16 protein-coding genes are annotated in these 22,458 nt (G+C 53.9%); 4 read left to right on the top strand and 12 right to left on the bottom strand.

Annotation, left to right across the window (positions count from 1 at the left end):
• Positions 1-58: 58 nt before the first annotated feature.
• The 12 genes from recD to rppH all read right to left on the bottom strand — a co-directional run bounded on the left by recD (position 59) and on the right by rppH (position 18,481).
• The gene (gene recD / locus ACLD3P_RS09965) at positions 59-1,894 is read right to left on the bottom strand and encodes an exodeoxyribonuclease V subunit alpha (protein ID WP_000155151.1); all 1,836 of its coding nucleotides are present in this window, start codon (positions 1,892-1,894) and stop codon (positions 59-61) included.
• Entirely contained in the window at positions 1,891-5,436 is a 3,546-nt protein-coding gene (gene recB / locus ACLD3P_RS09960) for an exodeoxyribonuclease V subunit beta (protein WP_001000547.1), read from the bottom strand. The genes recD and recB overlap by 4 nt, the downstream gene beginning before the upstream one ends.
• A complete protein-coding gene (gene ptrA, locus ACLD3P_RS09955) occupies positions 5,429-8,317 on the bottom strand; it encodes a pitrilysin (protein WP_001635456.1) in 2,889 nt (962 codons plus the stop codon). The genes recB and ptrA overlap by 8 nt, the downstream gene beginning before the upstream one ends.
• A gap of 177 nt (positions 8,318-8,494) precedes the next feature.
• Positions 8,495-11,866: an exodeoxyribonuclease V subunit gamma gene (recC, locus tag ACLD3P_RS09950; protein ID WP_131046518.1), complete on the bottom strand. Its 3,372-nt coding sequence runs from the start codon at positions 11,864-11,866 to the stop codon at positions 8,495-8,497.
• Positions 11,867-11,881: 15 nt separating this feature from the next.
• Positions 11,882-12,202, bottom strand: coding sequence for a prepilin-type N-terminal cleavage/methylation domain-containing protein (locus tag ACLD3P_RS09945; protein WP_000019293.1), 321 nt, complete (start codon positions 12,200-12,202; stop codon positions 11,882-11,884).
• Complete coding sequence (locus ACLD3P_RS09940; protein ID WP_131046519.1) at positions 12,187-12,594, bottom strand: DUF2509 family protein; 408 nt, start codon at positions 12,592-12,594, stop codon at positions 12,187-12,189. The genes ACLD3P_RS09945 and ACLD3P_RS09940 overlap by 16 nt, the downstream gene beginning before the upstream one ends.
• Positions 12,591-13,154, bottom strand: a complete 564-nt coding sequence (locus ACLD3P_RS09935) for a prepilin peptidase-dependent protein (protein ID WP_000029153.1) — start codon at positions 13,152-13,154, stop codon at positions 12,591-12,593. Before ACLD3P_RS09935 ends, ACLD3P_RS09940 begins: the two co-directional genes overlap by 4 nt.
• Positions 13,145-13,615 (bottom strand): prepilin peptidase-dependent protein, encoded by a 471-nt coding sequence (locus ACLD3P_RS09930; protein ID WP_000744668.1) that lies wholly within the window; start codon positions 13,613-13,615, stop codon positions 13,145-13,147. Before ACLD3P_RS09930 ends, ACLD3P_RS09935 begins: the two co-directional genes overlap by 10 nt.
• Positions 13,616-13,799: 184 nt before the next feature.
• A complete protein-coding gene (thyA, locus tag ACLD3P_RS09925) occupies positions 13,800-14,594 on the bottom strand; it encodes a thymidylate synthase (RefSeq protein WP_000816247.1) in 795 nt (264 codons plus the stop codon).
• Between the two features lie 6 nt (positions 14,595-14,600).
• A complete protein-coding gene (gene lgt, locus ACLD3P_RS09920; protein WP_000204647.1) occupies positions 14,601-15,476 on the bottom strand; it encodes a prolipoprotein diacylglyceryl transferase in 876 nt (291 codons plus the stop codon).
• A 215-nt stretch (positions 15,477-15,691) separates the two neighbouring features.
• Entirely contained in the window at positions 15,692-17,938 is a 2,247-nt protein-coding gene (gene ptsP / locus ACLD3P_RS09915) for a phosphoenolpyruvate--protein phosphotransferase (RefSeq protein ID WP_000957888.1), read from the bottom strand.
• Positions 17,939-17,950: 12 nt separating this feature from the next.
• A complete protein-coding gene (gene rppH / locus ACLD3P_RS09910) occupies positions 17,951-18,481 on the bottom strand; it encodes an RNA pyrophosphohydrolase (protein WP_000564481.1) in 531 nt (176 codons plus the stop codon).
• Between the two features lie 682 nt (positions 18,482-19,163).
• Between rppH and mutH the strand changes: the two genes are divergently transcribed.
• From mutH to ACLD3P_RS09890, 4 genes are all read left to right on the top strand, one after another.
• The gene (gene mutH / locus ACLD3P_RS09905; protein WP_001274930.1) at positions 19,164-19,859 is read left to right on the top strand and encodes a DNA mismatch repair endonuclease MutH; all 696 of its coding nucleotides are present in this window, start codon (positions 19,164-19,166) and stop codon (positions 19,857-19,859) included.
• A gap of 181 nt (positions 19,860-20,040) precedes the next feature.
• A complete protein-coding gene (locus ACLD3P_RS09900) occupies positions 20,041-20,754 on the top strand; it encodes a TerC family protein (RefSeq protein WP_000895635.1) in 714 nt (237 codons plus the stop codon).
• Between the two features lie 169 nt (positions 20,755-20,923).
• Positions 20,924-21,142 (top strand): YgdI/YgdR family lipoprotein, encoded by a 219-nt coding sequence (locus ACLD3P_RS09895; protein WP_000758662.1) that lies wholly within the window; start codon positions 20,924-20,926, stop codon positions 21,140-21,142.
• A gap of 190 nt (positions 21,143-21,332) precedes the next feature.
• Positions 21,333-22,373 (top strand): NADP(H)-dependent aldo-keto reductase, encoded by a 1,041-nt coding sequence (locus ACLD3P_RS09890; protein ID WP_001527995.1) that lies wholly within the window; start codon positions 21,333-21,335, stop codon positions 22,371-22,373.
• Positions 22,374-22,458: the final 85 nt, after the last annotated feature.

Raw genomic sequence — 22,458 nt, 5'->3', positions numbered from 1 at the left:
AAGCATCATTTGGAGGCCGGATAAGACGCTACGCGTCACCATCCGGCGAGAACTCGTCTTATCCGGTACGACTGACTTCATCAAATAAGGTGGCTAATCCGCTGCGCCGCTCCGTACGTGTCACAATCGCGCTTGCCAGGATCCGTTCATCGGCATACAGAGATAACCGCCGCCGCGCCCGCGTAACAGCGGTATACACCAGCTCCCGCGTCACGACCGGCGAACGCTGGCTGGGTAAAATCAGCGCGGCGTGATCAAATTCAGACCCCTGAGATTTATGTACCGTCATCGCCCAGGTTGTATCATGTTCCGGCAGACGGCTGGGCTGAACGGACTTGATCGTGCCGTCCGGCATCACAAACCAGACGCGTAACCCCTGCCCGCGATCGAGCGCAATACCAATATCGCCGTTAAATAGCCCCAACGCGCTGTCGTTGCGCGCAATCATTACCGGACGCCCTTCATACCAGCGAGAATGCGGATGCCGCTGAATTTTTCGTTGCTGCACCATCGCCTGCTCAATGCGGTCATTCAGTCCCCTCACGCCAAATGGGCCTTCGCGCAGCGCACAAAGCAGTTGATACTCATTGAAAGCCTGAAGGATTGCCTCCGGCGCCGCTTTTTCATGCAGCAACCGCAGGTAGCGCCCATAGCCCGCCAGCGCTTCATCCAGCATCCCGGCATAATCGTCGCTGCTTTGCAATGTACGCTTCTCTATATCGCTAAACCCCTGCTGAAAAACAGCCTGGATTGCCGACCTGTCGCCGCAGTTAATCGCCGCCGCCAGCTTGCCGATGCCAGAATCGCTGCCGAAACGGTAGCTCTTTTGCAATAAACAGAGGCTATCGCGTAAAGACGCGGCTTGCGTTCCGGCCCCCGCCGGAATGGCGCTCCCTGTTAGTCGACTTAGCTGTCGGGCGCGTTCCGCCGTAAACCCTGCGTTGACATAGGCGCAAATATCGCCCAACACAGCGCCCGCCTCAACGGATGCCAACTGATCGCGATCGCCAAGAAAAATGACCCGCCCGTGCGGCGGCAGAGCGTCAATCAAACGTGACATCATCGGCAAATCAATCATTGATGCTTCATCGACCACCAGCACGTCCAGATGCAGCGGATTGCCCGCATGATGGCGTAATCGCTGGCTGCCGGGCTGTGCGCCCAGCAGTCGGTGCAGCGTACTGGCGTCCTCCGGTATACGCTTTTTCTGCGCATCGGTAAGAGGAAGCTGACGCAACGCCGCGCCGAGCGACTCCGTCAGGCGTGCGGCCGCTTTCCCGGTCGGCGCCGCCAGCCGGATACGGCAACGTTCGCCATCCGCCATTTGAATTAATGCCGCCAGCAGCTTCGCGACGGTGGTGGTTTTACCGGTGCCGGGACCGCCTGAAATCACGGAGATACGGCGAGTTAGCGCTACAGCGGCGGCCACCTTTTGCCAGTTCACCTCGTCTGTCGGAGGGAATAGCGCGTCCAGAATACGGGATAACTGATCTTCATCTACGGCGATGGCCTGGTTAACCTCGTTAAAAAAGCGCGCAACCGTACGCTCGTTGCACCACATGCGATTCAGGTAGAGACGATCGCCGCACAGAATTAACGGCGCGGGGCTATCGCCGCAGCTAACCGCCGCAGACGCCAATAACCGCTTTTTCCAGTCGATTGGCGTAGCCGTTTCGCTTATCCAGGCGACCAGTAAGGGATGCGCCTCCTCCGTTAACGTTAAACGCGACAACGGCAGACACACGTGACCTTCACCTGCGTCATGACTAAGCAGCGCTGCCGACAGCGTCACGGCGGGATCGTCGTTACCGGCGACGGTTAAAGCAAACTGGGCATCAATGGGCCGTAAGAGTTTTTGTTCAACGGCCTCCAGCAACCGCTCCTGGATTGTCATTGCGCCTCCTCACTCATTTCACCTGCAAACATATCATCCAGTTGGTTAATTAACGCCGCCGCAGGGCGAGTGGTAAAAATACCCTGCTGCGGACGTTCGCTATCCACCCCGCGTAAAAAGAGATAGATGACGCCGCCGAAATGGCGTTCATAGTCGTAATTCGCCATTCGATGACGAAGGTAACGGTGCAATGCCAGCGTATAAAGCTGGTACTGCAAATCATAGCGATGCGCCTGCATCGCCGCAGCCATCGCCGTCTGGGTATAAGCGGTGCTATCCTCGCCCAGCCAGTTAGATTTATAGTCGAGCAGGTAATAGCGCCCCTCATAACGGAACACCAGGTCGATAAAGCCCTTTAACATGCCGCGAACCTGCATGAAATCCAGAGCAGGGCAACCTGCTGAAAGCGGGTCGTATCGACGAATCAACGCATCCAGCTCTCCGGCGGTAAGCGGCTGGGCAATCGGCAGATAAAACTCCATTTCGACCTGTTTTTCACGCTCGGTCAGCACGCTCAGACTAACGCCCGTCTCGTTAAGGGGAACGTGTAACACGTTGTCCAGCCAGCGGGTAAGTACGGGCTCCCATCGCGTTTCAAAACCACTCAGCTCCAGTTTTTCCTGTACCCATTGGGGGTCTATCGGTTGAGTAAAATCAAGCTCTTCAAACAGGCTGTGCAAAAATGTTCCCGGCGATGCCCCGCGAGGAAAGTGATGCGGCGTCATTGCCGGCGCTTCCGCCGCTTCGCCAACGCCTGCGGCGTCAATGTCGAGACGAGGAATAAGATCTTGCGCCACGCTATGTCCCCGCTGCTGCAAACCGGAATAACTGGTAACGCGCCAGCTATCATAAAGCAGACGTTGCAGCGTTCTGGCGCTGAGTTCCGCGTGCGATGCAGCGGCAATTTGCCAGCGGTCGTTATCCGTACTGCCTGGCGTTCGACACACGATATCCTCGTCGCATAGCGCCTCAATACAGGCGCGAAGGCCTGCGGCATCCATCGGTTCGCCTTTTTGCAGGAGTCGCCCAAGCGCGCTTTGGTGCACATCCGTCTCGCCTTTCTTATCGCTGCGACGCCGCACCAACGGCGCGACGCCGAGGCTGCAATGCCACACTGCACGGGTCAGCGCGACATAAAGTAGGCGCAGATCTTCCGCCAGGCGTTCGGCTTCCGCCAGTGCTATGCTCTCTTCGGCGTGACTAAGGTCCAGCACCGCCTCGTAGGAGTGCCTGTCGTGATAAAAAGCCTGGTCCTGCACGCGGAAATGGGTGATAAAAGGTAACCAGACCAGCGGGTATTCCAGACCTTTCGATTTATGAATGGTGACGATTTGCACCAGATGCTTATCGCTTTCCAGACGTAGTTGCTGGCTGGAAGCATTGCTATCGGGTTCAAGGATATGTTGCGCCAGCCAACGCACCAGCGCATGTTCGCTTTCCAGCTGCGAACCGGCTTCCTGTAACAGTTCGCTAATATGCAGAATATCCGTCAGCCGACGTTCGCCTCCCGCTGTCGCCAACAGGTTTTCAGCAATATTGCGCGCCGACATTAGCGCGCGCAGCATAGGCATCACGCCGCGTTTATGCCAAATCTGCCGGTAGCCATCAAACTCTTCGACAACCGCATCCCACGCATTTTCATCATTGTTAAGCGTTTCGATATCCAGCGCGGTAAGGCCCATCATTGATGTCGCCAGAGCGCTACGTAGCGTATTCTCACGTTCGGGCGCCATCACCGCCTGCAACACCCACAGCATTTCCTGCGCTTCGAGCGTTTCGAATACGCTGTCGCGGTTAGAAAGATAGACGGAGGGGATCGCCAGTAAGGTCAGCGCATCCCGTATCAGCGCGGCCTCACGCCTGCTGCGCACCAGCACGCTGATATCCGAGGCGCGAACGGGCCGCGACGAATCGCCATTCGTCAGCAGCGCGTCGCCCGTTTGTCCGGCGCGCAGCCAGTCGCGAATTTGCGTGGCGCACACCTGCGCCATATAACTTTGATAATCGCCCGAACCGCAGCTTTCCCCCTCCATTAGCCACAGGGTCATCGCCGGTTGAGGCGCGTCATTCACTTTAAATTGCAGCGACTGGTTTCTGGGCGCAAACTTTACCGGACTGAAGGGAATATCGCGGAACATAAAGGCGTCGTTCATCTGACTGAACAGCTTGTTAACGCTATTCACCATCCCCGGCGCGGAGCGCCAGTTAGTGTCAAGCGTATAGTGCGCGCTCACTTCGCTGCGAGCCTTCATGTAGGTAAAGATATCCGCGCCACGAAACGCATAAATCGCCTGTTTAGGATCGCCAATCAGCAATAGCGCCGTATCGGGTTGATGTCGCCAGATACGGCGAAAAATACGGTACTGTTGTGGGTCGGTATCCTGAAATTCATCGATCATCGCCACCGGAAAACGGGTACGAATCGCCGTAGCCAGCGCCTCGCCGCTTTCACTACGCAGCGCGGTATCTAAACGGCTGAGCATATCGTCAAACCCCAGCTCGCCGCGCCGTCGTTTTTCCTGAGCCACCGTTTCACGGATCTCTGAGAGCGCTCGGGTAAGAACCAGATCTTTAATCGATAGCGGTTCGCCCAACAGGTTATCAATGGCGACAAACAATGGGTGCTGGGGCGTCACGCCGCCAGCTTTGGTGCGCTCAGCTAAAAAACGCTGTGAAAATTTTCCCAACGCCTCGGGTAATTGATAATTTTTGGTCTCTTCTTGCGCCCACGCGGTGATCTTTTCGATCCATTTCGCCTGATTGCCGCGGTTGAATTTTCTGCGATCGATGCCGGATGATTCGATTAGCGCGTCCAGCTCGCTAACCGCCTCACACCACTGCTGCTTCACCTGGTTGATGCGCGCCAGGATCTGTTCATGACGCGATGCCAGCGTCTCCTCCTGCGATGGCGGCGCTTTAATGACCGGCGCTTCGCCCTGCAGATAACGATCGATATCCTTTAAGAGCGCCTTCGGCCCCTTCCATACGTCAAACACCACCTGCGCGATGTCGCGCGGCAGCGGATAGCAATGACGCCGCCAGAAATCGGCGCAGGCCTGATAACGCAACAAAGATTCGTCTTCAATAAGCTGTTGCTCAAACAACATACCGGATTCGAAAGCGTTCAGGCTGAGCATACGCTGGCAAAAACCGTGGATGGTAAAAACCGCGGCCTCATCCATTTGTCGTTCCGCCAGTAATAACCACTGCGCGGCCTGCTTTTTGTCGCTAATTTCTTCCAGCAAGCGGGCATACAGCGGATTATCCGTGCTTTCCCGCAGACAGGCGATGCGCAACTCATGGATATTACTGCGAATTCGCCCACGCAGCTCTTCAGTGGCGGCCTCCGTAAAGGTTACCACCAGCAGTTCTTCAACGGTCAACGGACGGGGAAATGCGGCACTGCCGCCCAGACCGAGCAATAACCGCAGATACAGCGCCGCGATAGTAAACGTTTTGCCTGTGCCCGCTGATGCTTCAATCAGACGCTCGCCTGTCAGGGGCAAGCGCAGAGGATCAAGAGTCTCGGCGACATCATTCATTCTTTTCGCTCATTAGAGGTAACGTTTGCTGCAATGCGCTGACGTTATCCCACACTTTCCAGCCTGTCGGATGCACGTATTCTGCTTTTCCATTCTGGCTACCGGCAATCTGTGACAATATTGCCATACCTTGTGGTTCCACCACCGCCTGGTGGAAGAAGTCGGCAAGCTTTTGTGGCGTCAGCAATTTTATCTGAGCGATGATTTTATCACGCGAGTCAAAGCGCATATTACCCCGATCGAAATCCTTGCTTAAACGGGATGCTTCTTCGCCCAACGTTTGCGGCGCCTGGCGCATTTGCGTAATGATCGCCTGCTGAATTTGGGCGAACTCTTCCGGCTTCATCGCCCTCAGCTTCGCCTCGGCGTCAGGGAAAAATGCCTGATAGCGTTGCCACAGGTAAGAGGGCTGTTTATCGTTGCTCTGTAGCAGGAATCCCATTCCCCACTGACGGCCAACGCTCATCGGAAAGGCGAAAACGGCGTATCCCAGTTGCTCTTCGGTTCGTAGCTGATTGTAAAACCACGGTTGAACAATCTGACCTAACATCGCGCTGTAGGCGGCGCTGACGTACTCGTCGTAGCCGACCGGGACAAAGACCGCGGCTAACGCGGAGTCGGTGCTACTGCCCGCTTTTTCAAATATTACGGACTGCTTTTTCTCAACCACCACGTCTTTGTTGCGACACCACGCCGATCCGTTCGCCGCGAGCTGTTTTTGAACATCTTGCGCCAGAGAGGTCGCCTGGGCTTCGCTCATATTCCCTATAACCAGAAATTCCGGACGAGCGCCCGTTTTTAACGCATTACGATAGGCCATTACCTCTTTCAACGTAATGGACGGCAGCAAAGCGCGACGTTCATCACGGGAAAAATAAGGCACCTGCGAAATCATCTGCACCGGCATAATCGCCTGCTCGTAGGCTTTTCCCTTCTCCGCAGAATCCATCATCTGCGTATACCAGGATTTCGCCTGCGCCAGCTGTTCTTCCGTGGCGTCGTAGCTAAAATATCCTTCCAGCAACGCCAGGAAAAGCTGCGGCAAACGCTGGGTATAACCGTTCGCAGTGACCATCAGACCATTGTTGGCGTTAGTAGAAAAGCTAATGCCGCCCACTGCCGCCTGGTTGCTGAGCTGATCGAGCGCCATTCCCGCCAGATAATCATTAAGGGCGAACAGTACCTGATTGCGGGCGCTGTCCATCGCCTGCGGGTTACGCAATACCACGCTCACGTCAGCTTTTGGCTCGCTGGCGAAATAACGACTCGGCGCATAAACCACGCGCAAATCCGCTTTATCGACAATCAGTTCTGGCCGCACGTAGTTTTTGTCATTCTTCACAAGCGTGAAATCATCAGGAATATAGGGGTTTAACTCCGGCAGCGACAACGCAATGCCCTGTGCTTTTTGCTGCCAGTTTTTAAACGTCTGTTCGCTAATCTTATCGACCTGATAAGGCGCATCCACAAAATACGCAATCTTATTATGGGGTTCCTGGGGACTGATGTACCAGATGCGCGCATTCTGCGGCGTCATCATCGCCAGGCGATTTTTGATAGCGGCAGGATCGTAACGATCGGCGATATTCGCCGCATCCAGCGTATGCGCTACCGGGACGCGGATCATAGTGTCCGCCAGCCATTCGACATAGTCCATATCGCGGGTAATCGACGGATAGCGGAAGTCGAGATCCAGCACATGCGCCAGCTCGTCAAAGTAACGTTTATCTATCCCTTTTTCACGTAACGTATTGAGATAGCTAAAGATAGCTGCGACGACTTCATCACGATTGGCCAAACCTTTATCAGTCAGCGTTGCCGAAATGGCAAATACGCCGCTGTTACCATTAACAATCGGATCGGAATCCGCGCTAATACCTTCGACCAGTCCTTGTTTTTGCAGCCAGTCAGAGAGCGTCCCCGGGCTACGATTGCCAATCAGATAAGAGACCAGTTCATCGGTCTTGCTGCGGAACTGCGCGCTATTGTTATCAATACGAAACTCCACGCGCAACACTTTACGCGGTAGCGCCGGCACGTAATGAATAATGATGCCCTTCTGCGCCTCGGTGATGACAGGTACGTTAATTTCCGGTTTTTTAATCTGTTTATTCGGCACGCGACCATAGGTTGCGGCGGCAATACGCGCCAGTTCCGGCAAGGGTTTATTACTGTAAATCACCGCCTTCATCAGATTAGATGAATAGTATTTTTCATGAAAAGCGATCAGCGCCTGTTGCACCGGATTGCCCGGCTTATCGCTTAGCGTTTCCAGATTGCCGCCTGAAAAGTGCGAGCCTGGATGCGCCGGGTTAATGGTTTCGGCGCTTACCTGCGCCATACGCATACCGTCGCGGGTGCGCGCCATCGTCAGCTCGGCATTCACCGCGTTTCGTTCGCGTTCGGCATACTTTTTATCGAGCAATGGCGCGGCAATGGCGTCGGCCAGGCGATCTACGGCGCCTGGAAGCGCGTCGTTTTCAACCTCCAGGTAGAAGGCTGTTCGATAAGGCGCGGTGCTGGCGTTGTGGCTACCGCCATGTCTTTTAAGGTATTCGGCAAGGCTATCCGCCTGCGGATATTTTTTTGACCCCATCAGGCACATATGCTCAAGATAATGAGCAAGCCCCTGATGAGCCTCAGGATCTTCAAGCGATCCAACGGGCACCACTAACGCTGAAAGAGACTTTACAGCCTGCGGATCGGATACCAGCAACACCACCATGTCATTATCAAGACGTATCGCCTGATACTGCCGGGTATCTTTATCGCTTTTACGGATAGTTTCTTGCAGCGGTTGCCAACCGATATCCGCCTGAACTGCAGGCCCCCAGAGGGCGACCAATAACAATAACGCTTTGAACCAGGTGCTGCGGGGCATTCACGGACCTCATCATTAACTTTCATTCCCACTCATCTGTATGGTCACGTAAACCATCGACCTGAGCAGAACGGGATATTATTGTGCTGAACCAGGCAGCATCTTTTTATCAGTAATCAGTCCGTGACGAAGAGCGCATCATAGTCGAAGCCTTTTAATGGCGCGATTTTCATACAATCAACGAGACTGATTAAAACGAAACAGCGGTAACAGGTAATGCCGGGACTGCGCAATGATAGCCTGCAACGTTTCAGATTCCAGCTGACGCCAAAGACGTTGATACCAGATATCTTCGCCTTCGCCGCTCACCATCATGTTGCCTTCATAAGCCTGTAAAAACTTTGTCCTGGCCTTCTGTAAGGTATCATCGTCGTCTAACATGACATCATTTTCAGCGTCATAACAGGCTTTTATCCATGCGCCGCCGCTTTCCGGCAGTACCAATAGCGGAGAAGACATGCCTTCCCGGTAGCCTTCAATCAGTTGCGCCAGGTAAGCCATTGCCTGCGCTTTATCAAGAGGCTGAAATCGCCATTCTCCCTCTTTGCGCAAAAACAGACGACTTTCGCCACTCCCGCCGCTGGCACAATAGACAAGGTGTTCCAGCCAAAGTTGCACACCTTGCGCAACGCTGATTAAAGCGGGACGCCAGCGCAATAATCCATCCTCCTGTACCTGCGGTAGCCAGCCGGTTAGCTGAACGCCATTGCAAAGCAGATCCACTTCCAGGCTTTGGCTCGGCTTACGGCAGGCGATGACCCGGCTTGCCAGTTGTTGCATCTCCTGACATTGCGCATCCCAGAATATTTCGCCAAACGCGCCGTAAGGCAGCTCTCCCGCAGCCCGGAAACGGCGAAACAAGCGTTCGGCGTCGTCCTCTTCAACCAGCGTATTGAGCAACTGTTGGTTAAGTTGATATCGCGTCAATCCCTCTAATTCAAACGGTTCCGCATCAGGAATCTCACTCTCTTCCGAGCGGAAATTAACCTGAAGCCGCATCTGAAAAAATGCGCGTACCGGATGGGCCCAAAAACGCTGCAGACTTTCCAGAGTCAATGTTTCCGGCATCGTAAAAGGAAGCGGCTGCACAAAGTCAGAATGCGCTTTTCCCGACTGACTCGCCGCAGGCAACCACTCTCTGGCATAGCTTTGCTGTTCGCCGGGTTGGTAATTTTGCGCATCAAAAGGCATACGGGTATGCAGACGCGTAATATGCGCTTTGACTCGTGCTTCGCTCTCATCACAGGTCAGCGTTTCGTCGCCCGGCAAATAGTGGCTTTGTCCGATGTAATCCACCAATTCTTGCACCAGTACAGAGGGAAAGCGTTCGCTATTATCCTGGATGGAGCGACCGATGTAGCTGATATACAGCGTCTGCTGCGCCGAGATTAACGCTTCCAGAAACAGGTATCGGTCATCGTCGCGACGGCTACGATCCCCGCGCATGGGTTTTTGGCTCATCAGGTCAAAGCCCAACGGCGCAAGCTGGCGCGGGTATACGCCGTCGTTCATTCCCAGCAGGCAAACGACTCTGAACGGAATGGAACGCATCGGCATCAGCGTACAAATATTGATGGGGCCCGCCAGGAAGCGCTGGCTAATACGTTCCTGATCCAGACGCTGCGCCAGTTCATCCCGCAGTAGCGAAATCGGTACCGCGTCGCCATATTCCGCCGCGACGCCTTCGGCGATAATGGCCTGCCACTGCTGTTCAATCAATGTCATTGCCGCTTCCGTGTCCGCATCGGGCAGGAAGAAATCATTGAGCATGTCGCGACAAACGGGCAACCACTCTTCCAGCGGTCGCTCCTGCGCCAGACCGCGCCGCCAGATATTAAGCTGCATCAGCAGCGAAGCCAGATGCCCGACCAGCTCAGCAATCAGACCGCTGGATTCGTCATAAGGCAGAACCGACTGCCACTCGCCCTGGGCGCTTTCCATGGCATACCCCAGCAGCATACGCGTCAGGCCAAATTGCCACGTATGCTGCCCCGTGGCAGGAAGTTCCAGCTCGCGTACGTTGTCATCGTCAATTCCCCAGCGAATGCCTGACTCATTGACCCACAAGCGCAAATAACGCAGCCCTTCTTCGTTGATCGTAAATCGGGCAGCCAATACCGGTACGTCTAACAACGCCAGAACATCCTCGGAGACGAAGCGGCTGTCCGGTAACGAAAGTAGGCTGATAAATGCCTGTAACACCGGATGTGACTGACGCGCCCGCCGATCGGAAATGGCATAAGGCAGATAGCGCTCCGTTGGCGCGCTACCAAATACCGCCTGGATAAACGGGCTATAGCTGTCAATATCAGCCACCATAACGATAATGTCGCGCGGCGTTAGTGTCGGATCGGCTTCCAGCATCGCCAGCAGGCGATCGTGCAGTATTTCCACCTCGCGCTGCGGGCTGTGACAAACGTGAAAAGAGAGGCTGTTATCCTCGGGATCGAGCAGACGCTTATTGTCGCTGCGCGAATACTCCTCAAGGTTTACGCCCGCCACCGCATGGCTTTCCAGTTCAAGAATATCCGCCTGAATCCGATGCAAAAGATTATCTGGCGTAATATCAACAAACGCATCCAGCTCCTGGCTGTTTTCCAGTTCAGATAGCAGGTAGATATAATCCCGCCCCAGTTTTCCCCATGAGGCCAGTAGCGGATTACCGATATCCTGTTCACCGTCGCTGTTAAATAAGGCTTCCGGATTCTGGTTTTCACGGAACAACGGTAAATGACGGTCTTCAAAACTGTGACGACGCTGGCGGGCCATGAGTTTTGCCAGCCAGGCTGGGTCTTTAATGTCCCCCCAGTAATACCGACACGGATTAGTAAAAAGGAGATGGATTTCAATATGTTTGCCCAGCGCCTGCAACGCTCTGAGATACACTGGCGGTAACGCGGAAATGCCGCAAATAAAAACGCGGGACGGCAACCCTAGCGGGCAGGCGGTCGCGCTTTCCAGCGTTTGAATAAAGCGTTGGTAGAGATTGGCGCGATGCCAGCGTGGCTGCCCCAGCGCGGCGGTATATTCCACCAATGCTTTCCACAGCGGCGCCTGCCAGTTTTGCGCCTCCCCCAGACCTTCCACGGTTTTTCCTGCTTCCCACTGCGTAAGCCAGTCAGGCCGATAAACCAGATACTGATCGAACAGGTCGGCAGCGCGCGCGGAAAGCTGAAAGAGTTTGCGTTTATCGGTGTCGTCGGTCAGATAATGGCGCAGCAGTACAAACTCATCCTTATCCAGCAACTGTGGCAGCAAGGTCATCAGTTTCCAGCTCATGCTTTGTTTGCTGAAAGCGCTTTCTTTGGGGATATCCGGCAACACGCGGACAAACATCTCCCAGATAAAACTCGCCGGTAACGGAAAAGCGATATTCGCCGCAATACCAAACTTTTGTGAAAGGGTCATCTGCAGCCACTGCGCCATACCCGTGCTTTGTACCAGAATCATTTCTGGTTCAAAGGGATCATCCAGCTGCTCGCGTTCGACGATGAACTCCATCAACGCTTCCAGCACATCCAGACGATTGGAGTGGTAGACCCTTAACATAATTACTCCTGACGATTAACGATTTGGACAATGCAAGCGCGTCATCTGCCCCTGCCTGCCAGAGGGTGAAACCATCGTGACGCTGATGCTGACACATCCCGATTGCATTGTCTGCATCCGGTTGGCCTTCCACCCTTCAGCAGGCGAAAATGGATACAGCGCCGTTTGCTGCCACGCCTGCCGCCAGATCTGGAGATACTGGTGTCGTAATGCAAAACTGTGCATTAATACCCGCTGATAGCCTGACAGCGCGGTGACGATCATTACCATTAGAACCATCGCCACTAAAACTTCCGGGAGGCTAAACCCGCGTTGTAAATTCAGGGGATGCGACATAACGCCACCTCTTTTAACGGACAAAAATCACTCCAGCCGTGGGGAGAAAAGACAATACTTCCCTGAATGACGTTGCCCAAACGCCATAACGTCATGCCGTCATCTTGCGCCGCCATCACCACCTCATCCCCCGATAATCTCCGCAAACAGACTCTTGCTCCTGAAGAGGAATAGCGCCGACATTCCATTTCGGTTACGCCTGACCATAGCTGCCCCCGCCCCCATTCCAGCGCCGACTGTACGAGCGCCTGGCGTGGTATCGCCATGCTCTGCGTCGTCACGCGGGCGGCATAGCTGGCCTGCTGCTGATTTACGCCTTGCAGTAGCAGACTACCCAGAATCAGTATTAAAAGCGCCAGTATTATCGAAGAAGCGCCACGTTCCCGATTCACAGATTAAATCCCGTTACGCTGTATTGCGCGTCAATAACCGTCTGAGGCTCGGCTTTGCTGGCGCCGCGCAGATGCAGCATGAGCACTGGCGAGAATCCCGTTATATCCCGGCGCTCAACGGTAAACGCCGTGATGAGTACCGTATTGGGATCGGTCATTTTTTCCCATCCCTTACCCTGGCAAGATGTTGCTCCGCGTAATGTCTCCAGAACGTTATCCTTCACACGAAACCCGGTCTGGTCGGCCTCTTTCGCCGGTATGGTATCCCAGACACCGTTATTATTCCCGTCCCACTGAACGATGACACATTGCCCCTGTTCGGCAAGATGTAACCCTTCGCCAATACAGTGGCCATGGCAGTAACCCGCACGTTGAAGATGCTTCGCTACGGTATAGGTTCGCTGCCAGATTTCATCTTCCAGCGATAACTGTCGCGTGTTGTGCCAGATCTCACGCTGTAGCGCCGGTAAAAATCGTGCGGACCCAAGCAGTAAAATGGAACCTATCGCCATCGCCAGCACGACCTCCAGTAGCGAGAACCCCCGCGTGGTTATTGACACGTGGCGGCCTCGTTACGCTCGCATAGCCTGATTCGCCCCCAGGAGGAGACGACCAGACGCCACTCTCCGGCAGCGTTTTTCAGTACGATGTGCCCTGCCCATGCCGTATTGCGCAGGCCAAAGAAGGCTAACGACGGCGTGATATCGGCAAGGACGACATCACGCCAGTCGGGCGTAAACACAAAGGGGGAAGATGGCGTACACGATGTTTGCGTAGCAACAGAGCTGACAAAGCACCATGAACCGCCTTCGCTGACCACGCGAAGAATGTGATCGCGGTTATGCCAGTGAGCGTCCTCACGAAGTTGCAGCAGGTAATCCCGCACCTGACATGCGGTTTGCCACAGGCGCTGTTGCTGCTGCCAGCGTTGCCAGCCATAAAGTCCTGTGGCGCTGAGAATGATAATGAGCGACATCGCGACCACCGTTTCAATGAGCGTATAGCCCTGTTGTTTTTTCATGTCGGCAGTATGGCGGGCGGGGAAAAAATAACGAGCGCCAAATACAGATTGTTCGGCGCGTTACGGAAAAAAGTTCATGTCTTGCAGCGCGTTGCAAAATTTCAGGAATCCGCGCCGAAGATTGAGACTAAGGGTAAAAAAAACCGACGCGCGATGACGTCGGTTATGGCAGGATCGTCAACGCTTAGATAGCGACCGGCGCTTTAATACCGGGGTGCGGATCATAGCCTTCAATTTCGAAATCATCGAACCGGTAGTCAAAAAGCGAATCGGGTTTACGCTTAATGACCAACTTCGGCAGCGCGCGCGGTTCACGGCTTAATTGCAGGTGCGTCTGCTCCATATGGTTGCTGTACAGGTGCGTGTCGCCGCCGGTCCAGACAAAATCGCCGACGTCCAGGTCGCACTGTTGCGCCATCATATGCACCAGTAACGCGTAGCTGGCAATGTTGAACGGCAGACCGAGGAACACATCGCAGGAGCGCTGATAAAGCTGACAGGAGAGTTTTCCATCTGCGACATAAAACTGGAAAAAGGCGTGACACGGCGCCAGCGCCATCTTATCCAGCTCGCCGACGTTCCACGCAGAAACGATAATACGACGAGAGTCCGGGTCGTTTTTAAGCTGGCTTAAAACCGTGGCGATCTGATCGATATGGCGGCCATCCGGTGTTGGCCATGCACGCCACTGCTTACCATAAACCGGGCCTAAATCGCCGTTCTCATCGGCCCATTCGTCCCAGATGGTGACATTATTTTCGTGCAGGTAAGCGATGTTGGTATCGCCCTGCAAAAACCATAGCAGTTCGTGAATAATTGAACGTAAATGGCAGCGTTTTGTCGTCACCAGCGGAAAGCCTTCCTGCAGGTTAAAACGCATCTGATGGCCAAAAATGGAAAGCGTGCCGGTGCCGGTACGGTCGTTTTTCTGTGTGCCTTCATCCAGCACTTTTTGCATCAGTTCTAAATACTGTTTCATGGTTCCTCAGGAAACGTGTTGCTGCGGGCGGCGGCGATATGCCCAAACCATCATGATCGCGCCAGCGATAATCATCGGGATAGAGAGAATCTGCCCCATGCTGATGTACTGTACCCACGCGCCGGTAAATTGCGCGTCCGGCTGGCGGAAGAATTCAACAATGATACGAAACGCGCCGTAGCCAATCAGGAATAATCCGGAGACTGCGCCCATCGGACGCGGTTTGCGAATAAAGAGATTAAGGATGATAAACAGCACCACGCCTTCTAATGCCAGTTCATACAACTGGGAAGGGTGGCGCGGCAATACGCCGTAGGTATCAAAAATAGGCTGCCATTGCGGATGTGACGGCAGCAGCGCAATATCTTCCGCGCGTGAGCCAGGAAAGAGCATGGCAAACCGGAAGTTAGGATCGACGCGCCCCCACAATTCACCGTTGATAAAGTTGCCCAGACGCCCGGCGCCCAGGCCGAACGGAATTAACGGCGCAATAAAATCAGACACCTGAAAGAACGAGCGCTTCGTGCGCCTGGCGAAAATAATCATCACCAGTATCACGCCGATAAGCCCGCCGTGGAAGGACATGCCGCCGTCCCAGACGCGGAATAAATAGAGCGGGTTATCCAGAAACAGAGGGAAGTTATAAAACAGGACATAGCCAATACGCCCCCCCAGGAAGACCCCCAGGAAACCTGCATAGAGTAAATTTTCAACTTCGTTTTTGGTCCAACCGCTTCCCGGACGGTTAGCGCGACGCACCGCCAACCACATCGCGAAAACGAATCCCACCAGATACATCAAGCCATACCAGTGAAGCGCGACGGGCCCAATTGAGAAAATGACCGGATCAAAGTCCGGAAAATGCAGATAGCTACTGGTCATCTGTCACCACAATTTCTTGTTATTTCGCTGAAGAGATAGCGATTGATAAGCGCGCCTGCGCGTTGCAGACGCTCCAAAGGTGCGAATAATAGCACAAGGGTTAAAAGCGAGATGCCGATTACCGTTAAAAGATATGTATACGCATTGTCTTTCATCTTGCAGGCGTGTTGTCTGCGCCGTGAATCCACAATCACTCTCTTTTCCCGCTCCAGTCGTTACAACCCTCCGCGAATCAATCCCCCCATCCCACGGCGCTCCATAAACGCCGCCACCTGATGACGCACCTCGGTCGCCATCTGCGCCTCAAGGCTGCGTCTGGCAAGGGTTTGCGCGTCTTCAAAATCGATATGCCGCAGCAGATATTTCACACGCGCTACCGAACGGCCATTCATCGAAAGATGGCGATATCCCAGACCGATAAGAATCGCCACGCACATCGGATCGCCCGCCATCTCGCCGCACAAGCGAAGATCGAGGCCATTTTTTTCGGCTTCCTGCGCGATCATGGACAGTGCGCGCAGCATAGCCGGATGCAGACTGTCGTAAATACTGGCCACGCGGGTATTGTTGCGATCTACCGCCAGGATATATTGCGTTAAATCGTTGGTGCCGACCGAGATAAAGTCGATCCGGTTAGCCAGATGCGGCAGCATAAATACCATTGATGGTACTTCCAGCATAATGCCGATACGCGGTTTCGGGATCGCATAGCCGATCATCTCCTCGACCTCGCGCCCGGCGCGTTCGATCAGACGCCGCGCTTCATCGACTTCATCAATACTGGTGACCATCGGCAACAAAATGCTGAGGTTGCCAGTCGCCGCATTGGCGCGCAGCATCGCGCGGACCTGGATCAAAAAGATCTCCGGCTGATCCAGCGTAATGCGGATCCCGCGCCAGCCCAGGCACGGGTTCTCCTCGCTGATCGGCATATAGGGCAGTTGCTTATCCGCTCCCACATCCAGGGTCCGCAGCGTCACCGGTTTATCGTTAAACATTTGCAGCATCCCTTGATACTGCGCCACCTGCTCTTCTTCCGAGGGAAACCCGCTTTGCAGCATAAAGGGAATTTCAGTACGGTACAGGCCGATACCGTCGATCCGACTGCCTAACTTTTCCTCATGCTCGGGACTGAGCCCGGCATTCAGCATCACTTTGACTCGCTCGCCGCTTTTCAGTTGGGCGGGAAGATTGACGTCGTCCTCCGCCAGACGACTGAGTTCTATCTCTTCACTAATGAGCCGCTGATATTCCTGAATAAGCACGGGTTCAGGATCGACCAGTAATTCACCGCGATAGCCATCCACCACCAACGTACGGCGATGTAGCACCGAAGGCTGGATATCCGCGCCCATGACGGTCGGGATACCGAGCGCGCGCACCATAATCGCCGCATGCGAGTTTGCCGCGCCGTCGCGCACTACAACGCCCGCCAGCCTGTCCTGCGGCAGCTCCGCCAGGGTGGTCGCCGACAGCTCATCCGCGACCAGAATAAAACGTTCCGGCCAGGCGTTTGGCCCCTGAACTGAATCATCAAGGTGGAATAACAGCCGCTGCCCCAGCGTGCGTAAGTCTCCCGCACGTTCTTTGAGGTAGTTATCGGTTAGCGCCGCAAATTGCTCGGCAAATTTTTCGATGATTTTTTTAACGGCCCACTCCGCAACAGCGCCTTTGTCGACCTCGGCGAAGAGTTCGCGACGCAGTCTGGCATCTGAAAGCAGGTGTGAGTACAGATCGAAAATGGCCGCCGTCTCTTTTTGCGCGCCGGCGGCAAAGCGTTTGCTGTATCGTCGGAATTCGTTCGCCGCCTCTTCCAGCGCGCCGGTCAGTCGTTCGCGTTCAAGAGAGGTATCCAGCGTAGACGCTTCGTAAACCTGTTCCATCAGCGGCATGGTCGCGTCTTGCCAGCCCGTTGCGATAGCCACGCCCGGCGCCGCAGGAAGCGCGCGGATTCGCGTCTGCCGGTATTGCCCGAACAGCGCTGTGACCTGCGACTGTGACAGGATAGCCGCCATCTGCGTAGCGAGCGTGACGAGGAAAGACTCTTCGCTTTCATCGTACTGGCGCAATTCGCGCTGCTGTACGACCAGCACGCCGAGAAGTTGGCGACGCTGAATGATCGGCACGCCGAGAAACGCGCGAAAACGCTCCTCTTTTACCGAAGGAATGTATTTAAAGCTGGGATGTTTTTGCGCATCGGCAAGGTTAATGGGCTCCGCCAGTCTGCCCACCAGACCGACGATCCCCTCATCAAACGCAAGCGCAACGGTTCGACCACGCGGTTTTTTCAACCCCCGCGTCGCCATCAGGTAATAACAGCGTCGGTCATGATCGGCCAGGTAAACCGAGCAAACCTCTGTATCCATCGCAAGACAGATATCCGTGACCAGAATATTCAGCGCCTCGTTCAGACGCGGCGCACTGGCCACTTTTTCGACTATTTCGCGCAGGCGAGTGAGCATAATTTGCGTGGCTTAACCTCTTTTACGTCGATAAGCAGGCGCGCTTTGTAGCTTAGGGGGATTATCCTGAAGCGCCATGACAACACTTGCAAACTCTTTCATTACCCTGCGGTAGACATCGCGTTTAAATGACACCACTTGTCGAACCGGATACCAGTAACTTACCCAGCGCCAGCCGTCAAACTCCGGCGTACTGCTGGTTTGCATATTGATTTCGGCGTCGGCGCTCATTAACTGCAAAAGAAACCACTTTTGTTTCTGGCCGATACATACCGGCTTTGTGTCCCAACGCACCAAACGTTTTGGTAACTTGTAACGCAACCAGTTGCGAGTAGAAGCAAGGATCCGCACATCTTTACGGCTTAACCCAACTTCTTCAAACAGTTCCCGGTACATCGCCTGTTCTGCCGACTCCCCTGGATTTATCCCGCCCTGCGGGAACTGCCAGGAGTGCTGACCAAATCGCCGGGCCCACATCACCTGCCCCTGACGATTACAAATTACGATACCTACATTTGGGCGGTAGCCATCGTCATCAATCACCGGACTACCTCAACATAAACCTTATATATGAACGATTGTTTCATACTCCAGTGAGGCGGTAAACCACTCTGTAATAGTGACACAGCCTAATAACAATTGAATAACTCACAGTAAATAGCCGAGTTATAAACAGATGATGACGCCCTTGCGCCATTTTATTCACCTTTTCTGTGGATATAGTTGTGAAGAAGTATGGAATTACCACGGGAAAACCCAGAACAGTCTGAATTCCTCATACTGGAGGCAGTAAAAATAGTTCATTATATTCATTGTGTTATAGACAAATCTTACATGCCACCTTCATAAAGCGTGACCAGCATCACATCTAAGATCCTTATGCTGATGAAAGATCAACCAGCGTCGGTTTTATCCACAGATTGTGCCAATAACTTACGCACTATTTGTCTGAATTTTCGATTTTCGTCGCACGTCAAGGCTGTAAATGGAAACAGTAGTGGTGGTTTTACACAGTTATCCCAACTTTCTGTGGATAACATAGTGTAAGATCCTGTTTATTGTCAGTGACCAGAATTGGAAAACCCGCTTCAGCGTTGCGCAACACGAAGAAACAACACAAAAAAGGCAATAAAAATCAGTCTATTGAATATAAGACACAGAAAAAGATAAACTCTGCCCATACGGTATAAAATCACTGCTCACTTTTTGACCTAAGGTAATTGTCATGTCCGCTCTTTGTCCGCTACTGACTCCGCCTGCTTCGGAAGCATTGCTGTTAGCCCAGGCGCGGCAGCTTTCCGGCTATACGTTAGGCGAGCTGGCGGCGATGGCCGGCATTACCACGCCTAAAGATTTGAAGCGAGACAAAGGCTGGATCGGCGTCTTGCTGGAGATCTGGCTCGGCGCCAGCGCCGGGAGCAAGCCGGAGCAGGATTTCGCCGCGTTAGGCGTAGAACTGAAAACCATCCCGGTGGATAGTCTGGGTCGTCCTCTGGAAACAACCTTTGTTTGCGTGGCGCCGTTAACCGGTAACAGCGGCGTGACCTGGGAGACAAGTCACGTACGGCATAAATTGAAGCGCGTGCTATGGGTACCGGTCGAAGGCGATCGCAGCATACCGTTAGCCGAACGCCGCGTAGGTTCGCCGCTACTCTGGAGTCCGAGTGAAGAAGAGGACAGGCAGCTACGCCTCGACTGGGAAGAGCTGATGGACATGATAGTGCTGGGCCAGGTGGAACGCATTACCGCCCGCCATGGCGAAGTCTTGCAACTGCGACCCAAAGCCGCCAATGCCAGGGCGCTCACCGAGGCTATCGGCGCGCGCGGGGAACCTATTTTGACGCTACCGCGTGGATTTTATCTGAAAAAAAATTTTACGCAGGCGCTGCTGGCTCGCCATTTTTTATTGCAGAATCCGTAACGTCCATTACACGCAAATGCGCCTCCGCTATGGCTACGCATCGGGCCGATGCCGGATAAACGTAAGCGTATTGTCGCCGCTATTTTACACCGTTCCTGGTTGCGCAAATTCAGCCTGGGCTTTCGCCCGTCACTCGACGGGCCTATAATTACCGCTTCTTTTTTTGGCAGGACTTTGTTCGATGTTATTTGCATGGATAACCGATCCTAATGCCTGGCTGGCGCTCGGTACGCTGACGCTGCTGGAGATTGTACTTGGGATCGACAACATTATTTTTCTTTCTCTGGTGGTAGCAAAACTTCCTACGGCGCAACGAAACCACGCACGGCGGCTTGGGTTGGCGGCGGCGATGGTTATGCGCCTGGCGCTGCTGGCGTCAATCGCCTGGGTCACTCGGCTGACTAATCCGCTGTTTGAGCTTTTCGGCGAAGCGATTTCCGCCCGCGATCTCATTCTGTTACTGGGCGGGTTATTTTTAATCTGGAAAGCCAGCAAGGAGATCCATGAGTCCATCGAAGGCGAAGAAGAAGGGTTAAAAACCCGGGTTTCTTCTTTCCTGGGCGCAATAGTGCAGATTATGCTGCTGGATATTATTTTCAGCCTTGATTCAGTTATCACAGCGGTTGGCCTCTCCGATCATCTGTTTATTATGATGGCGGCAGTCGTTATTGCCGTGGGCGTCATGATGTTTGCGGCACGGCCCATCGGCGAGTTTGTCGATCGCCATCCTTCGGTAAAAATGCTGGCGCTCTCCTTTCTGATCTTGGTTGGCTTTACCCTGATTCTGGAAAGTTTCGACGTTCACGTTCCGAAAGGGTATATCTATTTCGCCATGTTCTTCTCTATCGCAGTAGAGAGCCTGAACCTGTTGCGTAATAAAAAGAATCCGCTGTAATCCTGTCTCGCTCCCCCGCCGGGGAGCGAATACTCACTTTATTTCCTTTCTTCTCACAGATTAAGATTTTGCTGCTTCCGACATGCAGAGCTGCGCGTTATTACTAGACTATTATCAGACATATGATTAACAGACTATTATCAGATGCAGGCTACGTGAGGACAAACGGATGAAAAAGTGGGCAGTTGTAATTTCCGCAGTAGGGTTGGCTTTTGCGGTATCCGGATGCAGCAGCGATTATGTAATGGCGACGAAAGATGGTCGTATGATCCTGACCGATGGAAAACCACAAGTTGACGATGATACCGGTCTGGTCAGCTATACCGATGCACAGGGAAACGAGATGCAAATCAACCGTGACGAAGTGTCTCAAATCATCGAACGTTAAGCGGTGGCCTGTGATCGAGGTCAGCGTTCTGCAAGCCTTCAGGCTGCGTCCCGTAACGGTGCGTGGCGACCACGCCCGGTAACAATTACGCCGCGCAGCCTGCAATTTTACTTTCCCTTTTGCCTTCCCTCTGCCATTTTTATTGTCCTTTGTCGGGAATTTCTGACTTCATAATAAAAAGGAAACGGCTATGCACTATCACCGTATACCCCACAGCTCGCTCGAAGTAAGTACGCTAGGGCTGGGCACAATGACATTTGGTGAACAAAACAGCGAAGCCGACGCTCACGCACAGCTCGACTATGCCATCGCAAATGGCATTAACCTTATCGACGCCGCCGAGATGTATCCGGTACCGCCGCGCCCGGAAACACAAGGGCTGACGGAGTCCTATATCGGTAACTGGCTCGCCAAACGCGGCAACCGTGAAAAACTGATCATCGCCAGCAAAGTTAGCGGACCGGCACGTAATAATGATCAAGGCATCCGGCCTCATCAGGCGCTGGATCGTAAAAATATTCGCGAAGCGCTACACGGCAGCTTGACCCGATTGCAGACCGACTATCTGGATTTGTATCAGGTGCACTGGCCGCAGCGCCCCACTAACAGCTTCGGTAAACTCGGCTATAACTGGACAGACTCCACGCCAGTAGTAAGTCTACTAGAGACGTTAGACGCGCTAAGTGAGTTTCAGCGAGCGGGTAAGATTCGTTATATTGGCGTTTCAAATGAGACAGCGTTTGGCGTTATGCGCTATCTGCATCTGGCGGAAAAACATGACCTGCCGCGTATTGTCACGATCCAGAACCCCTATAGCCTGTTAAACCGCAGTTACGAGGTCGGACTGGCGGAAGTCAGCCAGTATGAAGGTGTTGAATTGCTCGCCTATTCCTGTCTGGCGTTTGGCACATTAACCGGTAAATACCTGAACGGGGCCAAACCCGCAGGCGCGCGGAATACCTTGTTCAGCCGCTTCACACGTTACAGCGGCGAACAGGCGCAAAAAGCCGTTGCCGCCTACGTCGATATCGCGAAGCGTCACAATCTTGATCCGGCGCAGATGGCGCTGGCCTTTGTTCGCCGCCAGCCGTTTGTCGCCAGTACGTTACTGGGCGCAACCACGATGGCGCAGCTCAAGACGAATGTGGAAAGTCTGCATCTGACGTTAAGCGAAGAGGTTCTGGCGGAGATTGAGGCGGCGCATCAGGTTTATACCTACCCGGCGCCGTGACGGTCAGTGCCCGGTGGCGCTACGCTTCCGGGCTTACAGAGACAATGTAAGCCGGGTAACGCGCACTCGCCGCCCGGCATATTCA

Source organism: Salmonella sp. 741265073_HBA (assembly GCF_046569105.1).
In the GTDB taxonomy this organism is placed as follows: Bacteria; Pseudomonadota; Gammaproteobacteria; order Enterobacterales; family Enterobacteriaceae; genus Salmonella; species Salmonella enterica.
Note: the sequence above shows the minus strand (reverse complement) of the source record. Positions and strands in the feature narration are given on the sequence as shown.

What these genes read in the sequence shown, in the direction of transcription:
- thyA (WP_000816247.1), bottom strand. Translation starts at nt 14,594, where the DNA reads ATGAAACAGTATTTAGAACTGATGCAAAAAGTGCTGGATGAAGGCACA.
- ACLD3P_RS09890 (WP_001527995.1), top strand. Translation starts at nt 21,333, where the DNA reads ATGCACTATCACCGTATACCCCACAGCTCGCTCGAAGTAAGTACGCTA.
- ACLD3P_RS09900 (WP_000895635.1), top strand. Translation starts at nt 20,041, where the DNA reads ATGTTATTTGCATGGATAACCGATCCTAATGCCTGGCTGGCGCTCGGT.
- mutH (WP_001274930.1), top strand. Translation starts at nt 19,164, where the DNA reads ATGTCCGCTCTTTGTCCGCTACTGACTCCGCCTGCTTCGGAAGCATTG.
- ACLD3P_RS09945 (WP_000019293.1), bottom strand. Translation starts at nt 12,202, where the DNA reads ATGTCGCATCCCCTGAATTTACAACGCGGGTTTAGCCTCCCGGAAGTT.
- ptsP (WP_000957888.1), bottom strand. Translation starts at nt 17,938, where the DNA reads ATGCTCACTCGCCTGCGCGAAATAGTCGAAAAAGTGGCCAGTGCGCCG.
- lgt (WP_000204647.1), bottom strand. Translation starts at nt 15,476, where the DNA reads ATGACCAGTAGCTATCTGCATTTTCCGGACTTTGATCCGGTCATTTTC.
- ptrA (WP_001635456.1), bottom strand. Translation starts at nt 8,317, where the DNA reads ATGCCCCGCAGCACCTGGTTCAAAGCGTTATTGTTATTGGTCGCCCTC.
- recC (WP_131046518.1), bottom strand. Translation starts at nt 11,866, where the DNA reads ATGTTAAGGGTCTACCACTCCAATCGTCTGGATGTGCTGGAAGCGTTG.
- ACLD3P_RS09895 (WP_000758662.1), top strand. Translation starts at nt 20,924, where the DNA reads ATGAAAAAGTGGGCAGTTGTAATTTCCGCAGTAGGGTTGGCTTTTGCG.
- recB (WP_001000547.1), bottom strand. Translation starts at nt 5,436, where the DNA reads ATGAATGATGTCGCCGAGACTCTTGATCCTCTGCGCTTGCCCCTGACA.
- recD (WP_000155151.1), bottom strand. Translation starts at nt 1,894, where the DNA reads ATGACAATCCAGGAGCGGTTGCTGGAGGCCGTTGAACAAAAACTCTTA.
- ACLD3P_RS09930 (WP_000744668.1), bottom strand. Translation starts at nt 13,615, where the DNA reads ATGAAAAAACAACAGGGCTATACGCTCATTGAAACGGTGGTCGCGATG.